Annotated in this window: 16 protein-coding genes; 4 read left to right on the forward strand and 12 right to left on the reverse strand. The window is 51.7% G+C overall.

Annotated features, from left to right (window positions below):
• Nucleotides 1-488: 488 nt before the first annotated feature.
• The 4 genes from GXX34_00480 to GXX34_00495 all read left to right on the forward strand — a co-directional run bounded on the left by GXX34_00480 (nucleotide 489) and on the right by GXX34_00495 (nucleotide 5,158).
• On the forward strand, nucleotides 489-1,964 hold the full coding sequence (locus tag GXX34_00480; GenBank protein HHW05999.1) for a putative sulfate exporter family transporter: 1,476 nt from the start codon (nucleotides 489-491) through the stop codon (nucleotides 1,962-1,964).
• 64 nt (nucleotides 1,965-2,028) lie between these two features.
• A complete protein-coding gene (locus GXX34_00485) occupies nucleotides 2,029-2,202 on the forward strand; it encodes a hypothetical protein (protein ID HHW06000.1) in 174 nt (57 codons plus the stop codon).
• Nucleotides 2,203-2,761: 559 nt separating this feature from the next.
• Entirely contained in the window at nucleotides 2,762-4,084 is a 1,323-nt protein-coding gene (locus GXX34_00490; GenBank protein ID HHW06001.1) for a putative sulfate exporter family transporter, read from the forward strand.
• A gap of 57 nt (nucleotides 4,085-4,141) precedes the next feature.
• Nucleotides 4,142-5,158, forward strand: coding sequence for a hypothetical protein (locus tag GXX34_00495; GenBank protein ID HHW06002.1), 1,017 nt, complete (start codon nucleotides 4,142-4,144; stop codon nucleotides 5,156-5,158).
• A gap of 325 nt (nucleotides 5,159-5,483) precedes the next feature.
• Here the strand turns inward: GXX34_00495 and GXX34_00500 are convergent, their stop codons facing one another.
• From GXX34_00500 to nrfD, 12 genes are all read right to left on the reverse strand, one after another.
• A complete protein-coding gene (locus GXX34_00500) occupies nucleotides 5,484-5,648 on the reverse strand; it encodes a hypothetical protein (GenBank protein HHW06003.1) in 165 nt (54 codons plus the stop codon).
• A 326-nt stretch (nucleotides 5,649-5,974) separates the two neighbouring features.
• Nucleotides 5,975-7,588, reverse strand: coding sequence for a (Fe-S)-binding protein (locus GXX34_00505; GenBank protein HHW06004.1), 1,614 nt, complete (start codon nucleotides 7,586-7,588; stop codon nucleotides 5,975-5,977).
• A 14-nt stretch (nucleotides 7,589-7,602) separates the two neighbouring features.
• Nucleotides 7,603-8,559, reverse strand: a complete 957-nt coding sequence (locus GXX34_00510; protein HHW06005.1) for a nitrate reductase gamma subunit — start codon at nucleotides 8,557-8,559, stop codon at nucleotides 7,603-7,605.
• Nucleotides 8,516-9,964 carry a cobyrinate a,c-diamide synthase gene (locus GXX34_00515; GenBank protein HHW06006.1) on the reverse strand — a complete coding sequence of 483 codons (1,449 nt, stop codon included), beginning with the start codon at nucleotides 9,962-9,964 and terminating at the stop codon, nucleotides 8,516-8,518. The genes GXX34_00510 and GXX34_00515 overlap by 44 nt, the downstream gene beginning before the upstream one ends.
• Nucleotides 9,965-9,998: 34 nt before the next feature.
• The gene (locus GXX34_00520; protein HHW06007.1) at nucleotides 9,999-11,696 is read right to left on the reverse strand and encodes an FAD-dependent oxidoreductase; all 1,698 of its coding nucleotides are present in this window, start codon (nucleotides 11,694-11,696) and stop codon (nucleotides 9,999-10,001) included.
• Nucleotides 11,697-11,779: 83 nt separating this feature from the next.
• On the reverse strand, nucleotides 11,780-12,097 hold the full coding sequence (locus GXX34_00525) for a TusE/DsrC/DsvC family sulfur relay protein (protein HHW06008.1): 318 nt from the start codon (nucleotides 12,095-12,097) through the stop codon (nucleotides 11,780-11,782).
• A gap of 28 nt (nucleotides 12,098-12,125) precedes the next feature.
• Nucleotides 12,126-12,308, reverse strand: a complete 183-nt coding sequence (locus GXX34_00530) for a 4Fe-4S binding protein (protein ID HHW06009.1) — start codon at nucleotides 12,306-12,308, stop codon at nucleotides 12,126-12,128.
• Between the two features lie 66 nt (nucleotides 12,309-12,374).
• Nucleotides 12,375-12,557 (reverse strand): hypothetical protein, encoded by a 183-nt coding sequence (locus GXX34_00535; protein HHW06010.1) that lies wholly within the window; start codon nucleotides 12,555-12,557, stop codon nucleotides 12,375-12,377.
• Nucleotides 12,558-12,569: 12 nt separating this feature from the next.
• The gene (gene dsrB / locus GXX34_00540; protein HHW06011.1) at nucleotides 12,570-13,640 is read right to left on the reverse strand and encodes a dissimilatory-type sulfite reductase subunit beta; all 1,071 of its coding nucleotides are present in this window, start codon (nucleotides 13,638-13,640) and stop codon (nucleotides 12,570-12,572) included.
• A 44-nt stretch (nucleotides 13,641-13,684) separates the two neighbouring features.
• Entirely contained in the window at nucleotides 13,685-14,881 is a 1,197-nt protein-coding gene (dsrA, locus tag GXX34_00545; GenBank protein ID HHW06012.1) for a dissimilatory-type sulfite reductase subunit alpha, read from the reverse strand.
• A 68-nt stretch (nucleotides 14,882-14,949) separates the two neighbouring features.
• Nucleotides 14,950-15,936, reverse strand: coding sequence for a sulfate reduction electron transfer complex DsrMKJOP subunit DsrM (dsrM, locus tag GXX34_00550; protein ID HHW06013.1), 987 nt, complete (start codon nucleotides 15,934-15,936; stop codon nucleotides 14,950-14,952).
• A 15-nt stretch (nucleotides 15,937-15,951) separates the two neighbouring features.
• Complete coding sequence (gene nrfD / locus GXX34_00555; GenBank protein ID HHW06014.1) at nucleotides 15,952-17,109, reverse strand: polysulfide reductase NrfD; 1,158 nt, start codon at nucleotides 17,107-17,109, stop codon at nucleotides 15,952-15,954.
• Between the last annotated feature and the right edge of the window lie 28 nt (nucleotides 17,110-17,137).

The raw sequence follows: 17,137 nt of genomic DNA on the forward strand, positions 1-17,137 counted from the left end.
ATGTTTTCGCAAGCTTTTATTAGCAGGTTTTTTCGTCTTTGTGTTGAATTTAACGAAAATAGCAAGCTTCATTTTTGTTAAAATTCAAGTGCTATTTATTGGTAATATATCGTTTCATTTTTGCTAAAGTTAGTTACCAAATGCACTAATGAAACTGATTATCCGCCAGGTGCCACACTGCCGCCGGGTATCGCTCAATTAGTAATCTTGTCAATTTTTTGACTCTGCCGTTGACCTGCCTGTTCCCCGTAACGGGAATTTACGGTAAGGAGGTGATGAAATCTTTCCGAAACGTGTCCAACCGGGGGGAACGAAAGGCGGGTAAAAACATATTACTGGCATATCCAGCTACAGATACTTCTTATCTGTTTTCTGGATCTAGACACACGACTATGCTCCCTTTTTCTCAAAGCTATATGCCTGTTGTCCATGCATTTGGGTTCAACGGGCAGCAGCCTTGAAGTAGTATCAAGGAGGAGGCGTTCTTTATGTCTGACCAAAGTAAACCCCTCACCAAAATCTCCTTACTATCCACCGAAGACTGGTGGGCAGCCTGGTTGGGGTTATTCATCTTCGCTTTAGGCTTAGGCCCCATCTTCGGCAAAGATTTATTGGGATGGGTCGTTAAAGACAATACCTGGATCGACATTTCTAAATCCATTGCTCCGATATCTGCTAATTATCAAGGCATGTCCGGTATCACTTCTCTTTTTCTCACCTACCTGTTTCTGTTAGCTATCACGTGCTGTGGAACGTATGTCATGGGCGGCAACGTGAAAAGGTTTGCCGGGGGCTTCACCATTATTTTTGCCATTACGTACTTGTGCATCATTCTTGGTAAATATGCTTACATCGCCGCCACCCCCGACAAGCTGGACCGTTACGGGATCTCCTGGGCCCTCGGGATGGGAGATATGGGTTATATTTTCGCCATGATCATCGGCCTAATTATCGGCAATTTCTTCCTGGGCGCCGCCGATTACCTGAAGACGGCTGCCAGGCCCGAATGGTACATTAAAACAGGGATTGTGATTTTGGGTGCTTCCATTGCAGTGAAGACTCTCAGCGCCATGGGACTTGCTTCCACGGTTATCATCCGGGGCCTCTGTGCCGTGGTGGAAGCCTATCTGGTCTACTGGGCCGTGGTTTACTACATTGCCCGTAAATGGTTTAAGTTCACGCCGGAATGGGCGGCCCCGTTGGCCTCAGGTATCTCCATCTGCGGCGTGTCCGCAGCCATTGCTACCGGCGCAGCCATCCGTTCACGCCCCGTCATACCCGTTATTCTGTCTGCAGTAATCATTGTGTTTGTGGCCTTGGAATTGCTCTTCTTGCCATGGCTGGCTCAAGTGTTGTTGTGGAAAGAACCGATGGTAGCCGGCGCTTGGATGGGGCTGGCGGTAAAAAGTGACGGCGGAGCTATCGCCAGCGGCGCCATAACGGATTCCCTAGTCCGTGCCAAAGCCCTGAAAGAACTGGGAATCAACTGGGAAGAAGGCTGGATGCTGATGGCCACCACCACCACGAAAGTATTCATCGACATTTTTATCGGTGTATGGGCTTTCATCCTGGCCGTCATCTGGTCTGTGTTTAATATTGGTAAGAAGTCGAAGGACAGCGCCGGCAAATCCCAAGTTAAGGCCAGCGAAATCTGGGACCGGTTCCCCAAATTCATCATTGGGTTTGTGCTCACTTTCCTAATTATTCTGCTGCTGGGACTGTCTAATCCGGACATCGTCGGTGCAGCCGAAACCGGCACCGGTCACGCCAATGCGTTGAGAAGCATCTTCTTCGGTTTGTGCTTCTTCTCCATCGGTTTAGTAACCAACGTCCGCAAATTGTGGCAAGAAGGAATGGGCCGCATTGTGGCAGTTTACGCCGTAGCTCTGTTCGGCTTCATTCTCTGGGTAGGACTGCTGATTTCTTGGATCTTCTACCACGGCATCTACCCGCCTACCGTCTAATTAAATAGATTTGTTTTCCCTATTTCGCTACTAAACAAAACAGGCAGACAAGGAGGTTGAACATATGGCCAAGCTGGAACCCAATCCCGTCCAAACCACACCTGCCGCTGACGAGTTCGAACAAGAGTGGTTCGATTTGCTACCCATTGAAAAGAAATTAATCGGCTATTCCCTGGCTTTGGGTATTACGCTCTTGACCATTTTCGTGCTGGTGTTCCGGGTACTTCCAAATATGTAATTAATCCGGCCCAGGGAAGGAAGTGCCGGTTCAAACTACTGGCCGGGGTAAGCCTTAAAGCCTGAGACGATTATCATTCCTGACAATTTCCTGAGCATAACATGACACCGGCAAAACCCGGGAGCCGGGAGGAGCATTCTTCCCGGCTCTTTTCATTGGAGTGACGCTCGCAAGTCAGTTCAATCTACAGCGCCCTCAAGTTTCTTAGCCTGACCCAAATTCGTAACATTTAGGCAATAAAAGTATCAATGATTTGCAATCAATCTTAGCAGGTTTTTTGCAGCCCGTGGCAAAACTTATTTATAAAAAAATCGTGTTAATAAATAGCTTAACTAGTTTTCATTCTTACTAATTTAAACCATAAACTTGTGAAAGTTCACTCGTTCTCTGAGCTAATTATGTTATGCTTGCTGATTGGCATCCTGTCTCTTACAAACATATTGTAGGGTGGGTGCTGAAAAAACTCATGAAACTGGGAGAGGGGGGATAGTCTCCGGCAGTCTGAGTCTTCTGATGGTGGAACCTGTAACTTGCAAACAAGTCAACGGAGGTGTGAAGCATGTCCCAACCGAGTATTGCTGGTAACGAAAAGCGGGGTATCAACTGGTCTCCTCTATGGAAACTGGAAGACTGGTGGGCTGTGTGGTTTGGCTTTTTCGGCATTCTTTTGGCCGCCGCCGGAATCCTTACCAAAGTAGCTAAATTCAGCAGTTGGAGTGCCTTGGGCGAAGCCTTCCCCGAAGGCGTATGGCTCAGGCTGCTTGTCTTGCTGGTAGGAATGCTGGTGGTCTTCGCTATTGGCGTCAAATGCATGGGGCAAGATGCCGGCAAATTCGCAACCGCCTTCCCCGTCCTGTTCATCCTGGCAGCCCTGGCTGAACTATGTGCCGCCAATAAGCTAGCCAAAGCGTACAACTTGGAAACCGCTCTTTGGGGTTTGATCATCGGTCTATTAATCAGTAATACCGTCAAGACCCCTGCGTGGCTGAAACCGGCAGTTAAGACGGAAATGTACATTAAGACCGGTTTGGTGTTCTTAGGCTGCGAAATCCTATTCAACAGAATTCTCGCGCTAGGTCTTCCCGGACTAATTGTAGCTTGGGTTGTTACACCTATTGTTGTTTTGGTCATGTTCTGGTTTGGTGACAAGATTCTCAAGATGGAGAGCAAGGAATTTAACATTACTCTTACCTGCGCCACCTCCGTCTGCGGTGTTTCCGCTGCCATTGCCGCAGGAGCAGCCAGCGGCGCTAAGAAGGACGAAGTAGGGGTTGCTATCACCATTTCCCTGTTATTCACCGTACTAATGATGGTATTCATGCCTGCTTTCATTCTTCTAGTCGGATTAGACCCTGATGTCGGCGCGGCTTGGATGGGTGGAACCATCGACTCGACCGGTGCCGTGGTAGCCGCCGGTGCATTCCTCGGTCAAAGAGGCTTGGAGATTTCTTCCGTCGTGAAAATGATTCAGAACGTCATGATCGGCATTTTAGCTTTCTTCATTGCTATTATCTGGGTCACCAAATTCGGCCGTAAGGAGAGCAGCCAGCACGCCAGTGCTAAGGAAATCTGGATCAGGTTCCCCAAATTCATCCTTGGTTTTGTCGGTGCCTCCCTGTTATTCTCCTTCGTATTCATCCCCACCGTCGGAGAAGCTGCCGTCGACGGCTACCTGTCCGTAACCAAGACCTTAAGGGGATGGTGCTTCGCACTAGCCTTTGTCAGCATCGGACTTGATTCTAACTTCAAAGAACTGGCCGGTCACGTCAAAGGCGGCAAACCCTTAATCCTTTATATTGTAGGCCAATCTTTCAACTTAGCTCTTACTCTGCTGATGGCCTGGCTCTGCTTCGGCGGAATTCTGTTCCCCAAGACATTCTAGGGATGATGCATAAAACTAAAGCACCAGCCGGAACGGCTGGTGCTTCCTTTCTAGGAGGTGACCGGTATTAACAACAGGAAAGCATTAACACCCCTCATTGTAGGGATCATCTTACTCCTCGTCTTCCTGGTTGATCTATTCATCTTTCGCTTTGTCACCGGCCGGCCCTTAGGCCTCGCCCCCAGCGATTTGTCCTCCGGGCCTAACATCAGCGTAAACGCCCAAGCGGCTCCCGTAGCCGCCGGCTGGGTCACTCCCGGTGAGCCGTTCGTGCTGGTACCCCCCATGTCCTTTCAACCAGTAGACAATCACGGCACCGGCAGCATCAGTGCCATCGGGTACGGGCGAGCCAACAACTCTTTATATCTTAAGATTCGCCTGCATGAAAGCCTGGATATGAGCTTAAAGAAAGGATGGGGCAAAGCTTTCCAGCTCCTTGACTCAAAAGGCAGCAGTTATCTTTACGATTCCTACTCTTTACCGGCCGGGGTACATCTATACGATCCCCTGGTGGACCTACCGGACGATTTGAGAGCTAACCTTACCGTTTTGACCGGTGGTTACAAAGATCTATATCTCTGTTTTCCGGAGTTTCCCGCCGCCGCCGAACCGGTGCAGTTGAGGCTCATTGAGGCATTTCAGGGAAACAGCCCTGCCAACCCCGGCATTATCTATCATGATATCGCTCTTACTCCTGCCGGTTCGGCCCTGAATACGGAAGCGGTGATGGCGTTGGACAGCCTGGAACTGGATTTGACATCACTCCCACCCTTATCCTTGGCCGACCAGGAGTTGGAGATAACCTTCAAAGAATTACGGCTGGATGAGCAGTTGTTTCCCCGGCTGACCCTGGATGTCGCCCCGCAAACCTCAGGTGCCTACTTGTTAGACAGCCTGCTCATCGATGAAACGGGACAGAATTACACCATGCTGCAGCTGGATGAAGCCGTTCCTTTGGACCGGCAGCAGGTACAACTGCTGTACGAGCGATTGCCCGAGCACGTTCAAATTAAGCAGGTGTGGTTTAAACTGTCTATAGACAACACCGAGTACGAATTAATTGCGGAAATCTAAGGGGGCTGTTGCACGAACAGCCCCAGTCTTTTTCAGGCATTCGACTATGCAAGTAAGAGGTATCAACAAAACACGTCGAATTAAAGAGCCTTGGCAAACTCATCCTGCCTTGCTCATGCAGTCTGACCTAGAGTGATGCTTCGCGGTCTGGCACCCGGCGTTTTTCCGGACAGGAATCCCGCTTTCGCTCTAGGCGGGATCTTTTTTGTGTTCTTCCATTTCGGTAAAGGAAAAAGACGGCGAGCCACATCCGAGACTTTCTCCCCCTTCCATAAATCCTTGTTTGTCCCGGACCGCCGCCTGTGCTTGCTTAACTCCCTTAAGGTCACCACCTTAGTGCCTTTTGCAGCCAGCCGCACACACTCTTGGCAACGTTTGCCACCTGAAAGTAACGGCCGTCTTCCGGCACCAGTACATCTCCCCGGGACACATTATCTGAAGCCATCAGGGCGGAAAGATCGGTAGTGGGCGAAACAGTAATGACCGCCATCGGAATACTTCCATTCCAGAAACAGCATCTCGGTGGTTAATAGCATTATATGCGCCCATGCCATTTCCTGCCACTTGCAGCGACAAGAGCGCTGCTTGTTACCGCCTCCGGGGGATAAAAAAACAGCCACCTGGGAAAAGGCAGCTACCTCTAAGTAAAAAGACAAAAGGATGGAATTACCTGTTTCGTAAACAGCTTGGAGCCGCCAATCGCAGCGGCGGCTATGTCGACATATCACCTGATCGTAACGGGTGGAACATAACTGCCCCTGACAGTAAAAAGACGGCAGCCGGAATCTTCCAGTTGCCGTCTTTTGCTCTCCTTTTTTACTCTTCATCCAAGAACTCCAGGAAAGGTCTATCCAAATCCGCCAGGGCATTGACCATGATTTCTACTAAGCCGGTATAATGCAGGTTATACTTGTTGGTGGCATCATAATACTCAAAGATATCCCGGATGGTCCCCTTGCAGTTGGAGCACGGGGCGCAAACTACTTTAAGCACCTCAGGATTACCGGCATCCTCGCCAAAAGCCTCAAGGATTTGCTTAAACTTCATCCTGGCACTGACCTTATTGCGGAAGTCGCTGAAATTCATGGAGTTCATGATGGCAAAGCCGCTGCCGCCCCCGCAGCAATAATTGTGCACCCCGTGGGGGGTCATTTCCCTGAAGCCGGGAGCAATGGCTTTAAGTATCTCCCGCTGGGGCTGCACAATCCCCATGGACCGCACCACGTTACAGGGATCGTGCAGGGTCACCGGAAAGTTGTTCTTGCTGGGATCCAGCTTCAGGCGTTTATCCTTGACCAGTTCCCACAAAAGGGGCAAGCAGCTTTCCCTGGGAATGTAGTTTTGGGACGTCACGATCCGGTCCATGCTCACGGCGGCGGCCCGGTGGGCGTGGCCGCATTCCCCGATCACAATGCGCTTCACACCCAGTTCTTTAGCCGCCTTAAATTGTGCCTCCGCTATCCTGCGCGCCATCACATCATCATACCAGACCCCGTAGTTCACACTGTCATAGCCAATTAAATCGCTGCTTAAAGTCCAGTCCAGGCCTGCTTCTTCAAATAAGATGGCAAAAGCGGCAGGGTTTTCGGGCCAGGCCATGAATTCCCCGGCATTGTGCACCAGCAGTATGTCTGCACCCTTCTTGTCAACGGGAAACTTGATTTTCTTGCCTGTTTTTTCTTCAATATCTTCCTCGATGAACTCCAGCATGTCCAGCAAGGCCGGCTTGGTCAGCCCCGTGGAGGAGCCCGTTTGCAATTGCAGCATGGTACCCTTCTCATGCAGGGGTTTGGGTGCGATGCCCAGTTCCATGCTCATGATTTTTCTAATTTCCCTGGCGATCAAGGCATTGTCCAACCCCAGGGGACAAGCCTGGGCACAGCGGCGGCACAGATTACAGCGGTAAGCCAATTCCGCCAACCGGGCCATCCCTTCCCAGTTCAGTTCCATGTCGGCACCGACCAAAGGCCCCAACAACTTTCCTCCGGTAGTGCAGTATTTTTTTATCAATTTTCGCAAAACTTCAGAACGGAAGATGGGTCGATACAGTTCATTGCGGCCGCTGGCCAAAAAAACGTGGCAAGCGTCGGAGCACGTGTTACACTTGGCGCAGTATTCCAGGGACAACAAGGCCGGCTGCAGCCAGTTCTTATTGGTTTCTTCCGACAACAGTTTTTCCATACCCCGCAAAAATGCCTGAACCTGTTTCTCTTCTTCCCCTTTGTCAGCAGGCCGTACCAAGGTGTCAATGCCGACAAATCCATCCAAAGAAGCGCAGTGTTTTTCGCACCAGGTATCCTTCACAGGCATGAAAGGCGGTTCCAGGTCCGGGGCATCATACGGATGCGGCAGCGGCATTAACTCTGCTTCATTCAGTTTGACCAGTTGTCCTTCTTTACGAGATAGATCCTTAGGATGAATCAAGCTCATCGTCTTCCTCCCTTCTACTGCCCCGAAGCTTGACTAGACGGCGGCTTAATATGAGGCGCAGACCAAGTAGTACTTGGCTTCTGTTTCTGCCCTTCTTCCACAGCCTTCATGATGGCGGAATCGGGCAGGTTTGGTTCATTGTCCCACAGAACCTTGTGGAAGGAAAAGTACTTTCCTACATAGTGACTCATTTTAGAAACAGGAATGTAAATCAAGAGGCAGCCCAACAGCACCACATGCCAAATCACCAGGCCTTCCATCGCCAGCGGTTCAAATCTTAAGAGGGCCGCTGCCATTTGCCTGGCCCCGTCAAACACCGGATCGCCGGACCACAACACTAAACCGGTAACCGCCACGACGAAAATAAACAACAGGTTAAAATAATCCTGCGGGTTGGAATAAATGCGCAGTGAGGCATCTCCCAAGCGCTTGAAGAATAAGGACAGGGAACCGAAAGCCACAAGCACACCCCCGGCCCCGCCGCACAGGCACGTGAGGTAAAATAATAAACTGGGCCAGATCCCATTGCCCGCGGCTACCTCTACCCCTGAATTGACCGTAAGCCCGCCTAGGAATAGCAACAGGGCCCAAGCAATTAACAAATAAATGCCGAGGTGCATTGCATAAGACAGCCACCAGAGAGGTCTCTGGTTGTCAAACAGCTTTTTGATAAAGAGCATCTCCTTGAGCATATCCACCAATTCGCCCATGAAAGATGTCTCCCTGGGTTTTTGCCACCAGAGATGCTCTTCATAGTAGGAACCCCCGTATTCACCCCTGCCTTTTTCCTTCGGCACCGGGTACAATTCCCACCTGGTGTGCATGGGCATTTTGGCGTACTTGAAGGCCTTCCCCAAGGAAAGCACAATGAAGCCTACGACAGCCAAGCAAATGAAAGCTTCCAATACCAAGTCAACTATCCCCCTCCTATTTAAGATCCCTCGAGAAATCCAGCCGGTAAATAGGAACATCACCCTGGGCTGTTTTCTTATTTTTGTACCAGCGAGCCAAGGTCACAAAATTGGCGGCCCATTCTTTCGCCCCTAAAGCATGGAGATGATTGTAAGAAGCGAACACGTTCTTATAAAGTAACCCGTCATGCTGCCCGTCAATGCCATGGCCGCGGCGGACGCGATAAACCAATCCGGTTCCGGGAGGCAGCTCCAGATTTACCATGCGTGTGTGAAAGAACTCATGCCCCCTGACGACCGTCCCTAGGGAAACCAGCGGGTTGGGCTGTGCCACTTCTAACAAGGTATAGCCGTGACCCACGGGCTTTTCTTCCTTCACACCGTCAAAAGGCAAAAGACCTACCATGGGATACCGGACACCATCGACGCAAATACTCCGGCCCAGAAAAGTCATGCCGCCGCATTCCGCATAAATGGGGAGACCCGCCTCAGCTTTCTCCCTGACAGACTCCATGAAGCTCTTATTCATGTTCAACGCCTGGCCATACTCCTCCGGAAACCCTCCACCAATCAGCAGGGCGTCAACATCGGGCAACCCTTCATCATGCAAGCTGTTGATAAACTCCAGTCTTGCTCCCGCCTGAACTAATGCTTCCAGGTTTTCCGGGTAATAGAAGGAAAACACCTGGTCTCTTACAACACCGATAGTCACCGAAGGAGATCCTTCCTCCACGGGCGGCAGGCCGTCATCCATTGTTAAGGGAGGAGCGCCGTTGGCCAGAGCCATGATAGCGTCTAAATCCATATTCTCCATGATCAGTCCTGTAGCTGTCTGGAACAGCCTGGCCAACTCTTCATTTTCCGATGCAGGTATCAAGCCCAGGTGCCGGTTCGGGATGCGAATGCCGCTGTTCTTTGGGACTACCCCTAAGACCGGTAAACCGCAGTAGTCCCGGATACAATCCTCCAACATCTTGCGATGCCTGCTCCTGGCCACATGGTTCAAGATGACGCCGGCAATATTGACCTCCGGGTCAAAGTGCTGGAATCCCATCACCATGGCCGCGGCACTCCTGGTCATCCGGCGGCAATCAATCACCAGGATCACCGGTGCCCGGAGCTTTTTCGCCAGCTGGGCCGTACTGCCGCTGCCTTCCCGGTCCAAACCGTCGTACAACCCCATGTTTCCTTCCACGATGGCAATATCAGCGCCTCGGCTCGCTGTAATGAAGCTCCCGAGCAGGGTCTCATCATCCATCAGGTAGCAGTCTAAGTTACGGCACGTATTCCGGGCCATTACCGACAGCCAGCTGGGATCGATAAAATCGGGACCCTTTTTGAAAGGCTGGACTTTAATCCCTTTCGCCGTTAAAGCACCGAGCAGCCCTAATGTAACTGTGGTCTTTCCCGACTGGCCATGCGGAGCAGCTATCACTAGACGCGGAATTCTCATCGCTTGTGTCATTGGCATCCCTCTCCCAATTTAAAATCAACCTGCTTTAATCTGATACCAGCATCTCCTTTGGCAATGCGTACACTCCTCCTTCGAGGGATAAGACATCGGTGAAGCCCGCCCCCAGGAGGATGCGTTGAGCTTCGTAAGCCCTGGTCCCTAACTCGCAGAAGGTAATGATCTTCTTATCCTTTGGCACTTCCGCCAACCTTTGATGCAACTCATAAAGTGGTATGTGCAGCTTTTGTTCCACTGCCAGCACCCGGTCTGCCGCTTCACCGGGGGTGCGGACGTCTAAAATCAGGACATGGGGGTCGTTCTCCAGCAGGGACTGGAATTCTTTAACGTCAACCCCTTTTAAAATCCCTTGGCATTTATTCCGCAGCGTATTGACGGCATGCAGGCCCAGATCAATGGGCGTCGCAAAAGGAGGCGCGTATCCCAAGTCCAAAGCGGCAATTTGGTCCAGGGTGGCGCCTAACTGCATGGCGGTACTCAAGACATCCAGTCTCTTGATGACCTCGCCGGGACCCACCCCTTGCGCTCCCAAAAGCTTGTGGGTCTCCGCACAGGCAATGAGTTTGATGATACCGTTGCCGTGCAGCGGGTGATAATGAGCCGCATCCACCCCGGCGGTGAAACTGGTGATGACTGAGTATCCCAGTTCCATGGCTTCCTTTTCCGTTAAACCTGTCTTGCCGCCGTTTAATTCAAACACCTGGAAAACACCGGTTCCCATAATGCCCGGGAAAGTTTCTCGGAGCCCGGCCAAATTACTGCCGACTACCCGGCCTTGCTTGTTGGCGGTGGAAGCCAGAGGAACGTACACCGGCTTCCCGCTGAGCAAGTGCCTGTTTTCCACACAATCCCCTGCAGCGTAGATATGCGGATCACTGGTGCTGAGGTACTCATTCACTTGAATGGCTCCCGTCGGACCTATAGCTAGACCTGCCCCTTGGGCCAGTGCCACGTTAGGCCTCACACCGCAGGCCAGGATGACTAAATCGGCCTCCAGCCGCTCCTGGGATAAGATCACACACTTCTCACCTGCCGAGCCTGCCTCAATGCCTAACACGGTTTCACCGGTACGGACTTCCACCCGGTTCATCTCCATTTCCCGGCTGACAAAAGACGCCATTTCCGGGTCCAAGAGGCCCGGCAACAGCTGGTTCTCTTTTTCAACCAGCACCACACGCCGCTTGGCACCGGCCAGGGCCGCAGCTACCTCAATACCAATCAGGCCGCCGCCAATCACTACGATCCGGTGGGCACCCTGCTTCAGCTTTTCCCGTACCAGCAGGGCATCATCGGGGTGGTGCAGCACGATAACCCCTTCCAAGTTCACCCCCGGGATCGGCGGGATCACCGGTTTCGCGCCGGTGGCCAGCACCAGCTGGTCATAGTTTATTTTAAAGGTCTTATTGTTTTCCAAATCAAAGAGGGAAACTTCCTTGTTCACCGGGTCAATGTCCTCAGCTAAAGTGCGCACCAGGAAATTAATTCTCTTTTCATTGCGAAAATAGTTGACATCTCTTTTCATGCCGTAAGCAGTCGAAGTCAAGGGGGCCAACCCGGCTACCATCCCTTGCAGCAGGAGGGGCAACCCGCAGCTGCCGTAAGAAATAAGACTCCCCTTGTCAATCACCGTAATCTCGGCCTCAGGCAACAAACGCCTGGCCCTGGCTGCCGCTTTTGGCCCGGCGGCTACTCCGCCGATCACAACTATTCTCTGTTTTTCCTGCACTGCGGCACCCCCTTTGTTACAAAATTTTGGTAGAGGGAACCGTGATCACGATTCCCTCTAACCCGTTTTGGAGCAATAGTCGATTATACGCATCCCGTGGGCTTCGGTAAGCCGGCGATTTTACAAGCACCCTTGGCAGGTCCGCTGGGGAACAAATCATAAATCTGATTGAGTTTGAACCCCGTATCTTTGCACAGCTTGCGTACCATCGGAGCAATGCCGAACTGCTTGTAATAATCGTTCAGGTAACGGATCACTTTCCAGTGTTCTTCCGTCAGTTCCTCGATACCCTCGGTCTTAGCTAAGAACTCCGCCAGCTCCTCATTCCACAACGACGGATCTGTAATGAAACCATCCTCGTCTACCTCAATCTGCTGTCCTTTGTACTCAATGAACGGCAATGCCAGCACCTCCTCATAATATTGAAAGTTATAATTCTTGCACTGTAACTGCACCGGTGGTGCAGACTTCCACGCAGGACTCACAGCCCAGGCATTCGTTTTCCGTTACGACAGCTACCCCGTCATCTAGTTCCAATACCCCGTTCGGGCAGTTATCAACACATTCACCGCAACCTGAGCACTTGTCAGCATCAACGTTTACCAGATACATGTTTGTCACCCTTCCTTTTTGGGGCAGCAAGCCCTCCGCCGGGGAAGGCTTGCCGTCCCGGCGGAATTATTTTAGTTTCACGTAAGAAGTGCCTAGATAGAGAAATTCCACCAAGTCTTCTTTAGCTAGTTCTTTGACCACTGCATCCACATCACGCTTTTTCTCCCCTAATGCGTCAGCAATATCACGGCTCTTGGCTTTATCCACGGTCTGCAAATATTGCAAGATCCTTTCCCGCAGGTCAGACATTTAATTCACCCCCTACCAGCGGAACTGGGTCGTGGTACGGAAGGTCGGCACTGAGAAGATGAAATCGTCAATATGCTTATCCGTAAACGGTATACCGGTCTTCTTGAAGAAGTTCTCCCAGCCGATCCGGGCGATCCATTCACCTACGCGCTCGCCTTTCCTTGCATCCTTAATCCAAACCTCCACAATGTTCCTGACCGCTTCCACCACTTCAGGCCAGCGCGGCGGGTTGTTCGGGAGGTAAGGAATGGCCAGCCTGGAGAAGGACGGTGTGGACCTGGCGTTGGAGACTTTTCCACCCACCAGAATGGCGATACCGTCGTTTTCCGGATCCAGGATCTGCATGGACGGGCACATGGTGTAGCAGTTGCCGCAGTACATGCATCTTTCCTCGTTCACCTTCACACTCTTGTTCTTCGGGTCCGGACGAATGGCGGCGGTGGGACAAGCTGCGATGACGTTCGGGATCTCACAGGTTTTCGCCAGGTTTTCATGGTCAATCCGCGGCGGTGTCCGGTGTACGCCTAAAATGGCGATGTCGGAGCAGTGCACGGCACCACACATGTTCAAGCAGCAAGCCAAGGCGATTCTTAACTTGGCCGGCAGGTCCATATGGGTGAAGTGTTCATACAGGTCATCCATGACGGCCTTCACGATTCCGGAAGCATCGGTAGCCGGGGTGTGGCAGTGAATCCAGCCCTGGGTATGAACAATGTTGCTCATGGAGTTGCCGGTACCGCCCACCGGATAACCTTTTTCTTTCAGCTCAGCCAGCAGCGGTTCCAGTTGGCCCTTGTCGGAAACCAGGAACTCCACGTTATGACGGCTGGTGAAACGCAGGTACCCGCCGCAGTAGCGGTCGGCAATGTCACAAATAGCTCTAATCCAGTCGATACTGACCAGCCTGGGGGAGCCGACTCTGACGCTGTAAAGCTCGTCACCGCTTTCCGCCACGTGCTTCAGTACCCCCGGCTTAACGATTTCATGGTATGCCCACTTGCCGTAGTTATCCTTGATTACCGGAGGAAGGAAATTTCTATAATCCGGAGGCCCGATATCGGTTTTCCCAGTCACATTAGCCATAGCTGTCACTCCTTTGATCTTAATTGTATCTTGTGATTTCTTTCTTATTTCTTGTCCTCAAAATCCTCATCCCGCCAGAAGATATACGGGTTGGCCCTGGGCTGGTAAACCATTTGCGGAACGGGCGGCAGTCCGACACCCCGCAGGAACTCACCCATGCCTTTACGGTAAATCAGCTCGCCAATCCGCTCCCGCATCTTGCCGTGCTCATCCCACCATTCCCAGATCCTCTCCAGGAGGTCTTTCAGTTCTTGGTAGGGAGGCTCCATCTTCATGAAGGGCACGATAACCCAGGACAGGAAAGCAGATTGGACAATGGTAGCTTTACCCCCGATAAGGATGGTGGCGCCTCTCTCTTTACCAATCTTGATGGCTTTGGACATCTTATTGACACAGTGCATGCACCGGACGCAGTCCTCGGCTTTGAAGACCAGTTCCTGCTTGCTTTCATCGTAAGTCAAAGCTTTCGTCGGGCAGTAATCAGTTACTTCTTCTCTAATGTTGAACCCGTTGTTGGCGTATTTCTTCACTTCTTCCTGGTTAATGATTAAGTCGTCCCGCCAAGTACCGATAATGGACAGGTCGGACCTGGCAATGGAAGCTACACAGTCATTGGGACAGCCTGCAATCTTGATTTTGAACTTGTAAGGCCACATGGGGCGGTGAATCTCATCCTGGTACGTCAGGGTCAAATCATGGCAGAGATCCAGGTTGTCAAAGCAAGCGAACTCGCAGCGAGCGGGACCGACACAGGTACTGGGGGTTCTTAAATCGGATCCGGAACCGCCCAAATCCCAGCCGTTGGCACTCAGCTCGTCAAAGCAGGGCTGCAGTTCTTCCGTCTTGGTACCCAACAGGATCATATCGCCGGTGGAACCGTGGAGGTTCGTTAAGCCGCTGCCTCTACGCTCCCAAATGTCGCAAATGGTTCTTAAAGCTTCCGTGGTATAGAACCATCCGCTGGGCTGGTTCACCCGGATCGTGTGGAATTCCGCCACGCCGGGGAACTCCTCGGGCAGGTTGGTATAACGTCCGATGACACCGCCGCCGTAACCTCTTACACCAACGATACCGCCGTGTTTCCAGTGCCCGGTCTTGTCTTTATAGGACCTTTCCATCAGCCCCAGCAAGTCGGCAGCTGATTCGTTCTTGGCCGCCGCCTTCTTAATTTCAGAGACGAAACTTGGCCACGGCCCTTTCTCCAATTCATCTAACATAGGCGTCTTATGCTTTTCAGACATGTCTCCACCTCCATAATTGTTAAACTGTTTTTGTGCCTGGTTGCTCTAATGAAGAATCCTTGTCTCTATCACCCCTTTTCCACCGGAATGCCGGCGGCAATCATCTTGTCTCTAAACTCCTCTTCATATTCCTCGTAAGTATGCACATCCACCGGGTAATTCCACGGGTTGATGTGCCTTACGGCGCGGCAATTGTTAGCTAGGTTCCTGGTAGGGCTTAAGAAAATGCCACCCATGTGCATCAACTTGCTGAAGGGGAAATAGGCTACCAGGGTACTGGCCAGGAACAAGTGCACGAAGAATATACCGTCCACACCCGCCGGTATCACCGGGTGGAAAGTGACCAACCCCAGGGCCAGTTCCTTAATCGCTGTAATGTCCACCTTCGACACATACTTCATCAGGATCCCCGTGGTGGCGATACCTCCCAGCAGGAACAGCGGGAAATAGTCCGCCGTTAAAGAGATGTACTTCACCCGGGGGATCACTACTCTTCTCAGGAAAAGGAAAGTGATGGCTAGTACAATGAAGACATCGGTTAAGTAGAAGGCCTGGTATCCGAACCGGAACATGCCATCCAACCGGTCCAACCCACTGACTAAAGCCGGTACGGGTTCCGTGAAGTAGCGTAAATGACGTACTATGATGATGAAGAAGGACCAGTGAAAAACCAGACCAAACAGCCAGAGCCATTTTTCCCACCGGTAGACCAGCTTCCCGTCATGCAACTCGGCCTTTACATTCCTGAAGAGGGAGCGAAAACACAGCACCTCCAGCGCCATCCGGCCAATCACACCCGCTTTAGTAAAGGGGCTGTCCAGTTTACTGTCTTTGACCCAGTCCAGGGATCTCTGCTGCCCTCCCGTCAACACAATGTTAAAGGGAACGGGAGTAGAAGCCCACCGGACAATCCGGTAGATAAAGCCGACCACAAACACCGCCACGGCCAGGTAGGGAATGACGACGCCGAACAGGAAAGTGCCCCCGGCTGCCACCCCGGCGATTGGCAGTAAAACCAGTACGATAGTAACGATGAGCGAGGTCCAAAGAGCCATCCGCGGTTCACCTCCTTAAAATTCCACTTCCTCTTTAACGCCCACGGCAATCTTATACAGCAAGGTCAGTACCAGCAGCCCCAATGCCCAGATCCCGACGGTAATCATGATCTCGGGCCAGGTGGGGAAGTATTCCACCACGTGACCAAAGGGATTGGGGATAAAACCGGCTACTACCAAGCCCAGTCCCTTTTCTAAAAACATGGCCACAAAAGTCGCCGCGCAGGCTAGCTTCAAAGTGCTTTCATTCTTTCGCGTCGCCGGATTCAAGAGCAGGATTAAAGCCATTACTGCCAAAACCACAAAGGTCCACATGAAGGGTACTAACCCGGCATGCCCCTCCAGCCCGGCAAACAGGTACACCAAGCTGTGCATGTGTCCCGGTACCTGACTGTAAAAGGCCGTGAAAAATTCCAGACCGATAAAGAACAAGCTGATGGTCAGAGCATAAGTCATAATGACGGCTAATTTCTGCAGCCCCTCTTTAGCCACATCCACCCGGCTGAACTTTTTGATCACGAAGATGAGAAGTATCAACAGGGCCGGGCCCGAGGCAAAGGCCGACGCTAAGAACCGCGCCCCCATTAGGGCCGTCAACCAGTATCCTCTCCCGGGCAGCCCGGCATAGAGGAATGCGGTGACGGTGTGGATGCTGACGGCCCAGGGAATGGAAATGTAGATTAAAGTTTTTACCCATTTGGCCGGCGGCACCCCGCCTCGCTCAGCTTCCAGGACATTCCAGCCGATGATCAGGTTCAGCAGGAGATACCCGTTTAAAACCACCATGTCCCAGAACAAGATGGAGTTCGGCGTCGGGTGGAAAATCATATTGAACAACCGGGCCGGTTTCCCCAAATCCACGATCACAAACAGCAGGCACATCAACACCGCGGCAATGGCCAAGAATTCACCGAAGATGGTAATCGGTCCAAAGGATTTGTTGTGATGCAAGTAATACGGCAGCACCACGGTGACCGCTGAAGCAGCGATACCTACGAGGAAGGTGAGCTGGGCTATATACAGTCCCCAGGACACATCCCTGCTCATGCCGGTGATGCCGAGACCTTGATTCAGCTGCACCAGGTAACACCCAAAACCCACACCGATCAGCACCAGCAAGGTTATAATCCAAGCCCAGTATTTAGGACTTCCTTTAAAGGCCTTGTCAATCATTTTCCGCCCTCCTGACTACTTGTGTACA

The sequence above is a fragment of the Clostridia bacterium genome, from assembly GCA_012840125.1.
Taxonomy (GTDB): domain Bacteria; phylum Bacillota; class DULZ01; order DULZ01; family DULZ01; genus DULZ01.

What these genes read in the sequence shown, in the direction of transcription:
- GXX34_00480 (HHW05999.1), top strand. Translation starts at nt 489, where the DNA reads ATGTCTGACCAAAGTAAACCCCTCACCAAAATCTCCTTACTATCCACC.
- GXX34_00485 (HHW06000.1), top strand. Translation starts at nt 2,029, where the DNA reads ATGGCCAAGCTGGAACCCAATCCCGTCCAAACCACACCTGCCGCTGAC.
- GXX34_00490 (HHW06001.1), top strand. Translation starts at nt 2,762, where the DNA reads ATGTCCCAACCGAGTATTGCTGGTAACGAAAAGCGGGGTATCAACTGG.
- GXX34_00500 (HHW06003.1), bottom strand. Translation starts at nt 5,648, where the DNA reads ATGGCGGTCATTACTGTTTCGCCCACTACCGATCTTTCCGCCCTGATG.
- GXX34_00505 (HHW06004.1), bottom strand. Translation starts at nt 7,588, where the DNA reads ATGAGCTTGATTCATCCTAAGGATCTATCTCGTAAAGAAGGACAACTG.
- GXX34_00510 (HHW06005.1), bottom strand. Translation starts at nt 8,559, where the DNA reads ATGTTCCTATTTACCGGCTGGATTTCTCGAGGGATCTTAAATAGGAGG.
- GXX34_00515 (HHW06006.1), bottom strand. Translation starts at nt 9,964, where the DNA reads ATGACACAAGCGATGAGAATTCCGCGTCTAGTGATAGCTGCTCCGCAT.
- GXX34_00530 (HHW06009.1), bottom strand. Translation starts at nt 12,308, where the DNA reads ATGTATCTGGTAAACGTTGATGCTGACAAGTGCTCAGGTTGCGGTGAA.
- GXX34_00535 (HHW06010.1), bottom strand. Translation starts at nt 12,557, where the DNA reads ATGTCTGACCTGCGGGAAAGGATCTTGCAATATTTGCAGACCGTGGAT.
- dsrB (HHW06011.1), bottom strand. Translation starts at nt 13,640, where the DNA reads ATGGCTAATGTGACTGGGAAAACCGATATCGGGCCTCCGGATTATAGA.
- dsrA (HHW06012.1), bottom strand. Translation starts at nt 14,881, where the DNA reads ATGTCTGAAAAGCATAAGACGCCTATGTTAGATGAATTGGAGAAAGGG.
- dsrM (HHW06013.1), bottom strand. Translation starts at nt 15,936, where the DNA reads ATGGCTCTTTGGACCTCGCTCATCGTTACTATCGTACTGGTTTTACTG.
- nrfD (HHW06014.1), bottom strand. Translation starts at nt 17,109, where the DNA reads ATGATTGACAAGGCCTTTAAAGGAAGTCCTAAATACTGGGCTTGGATT.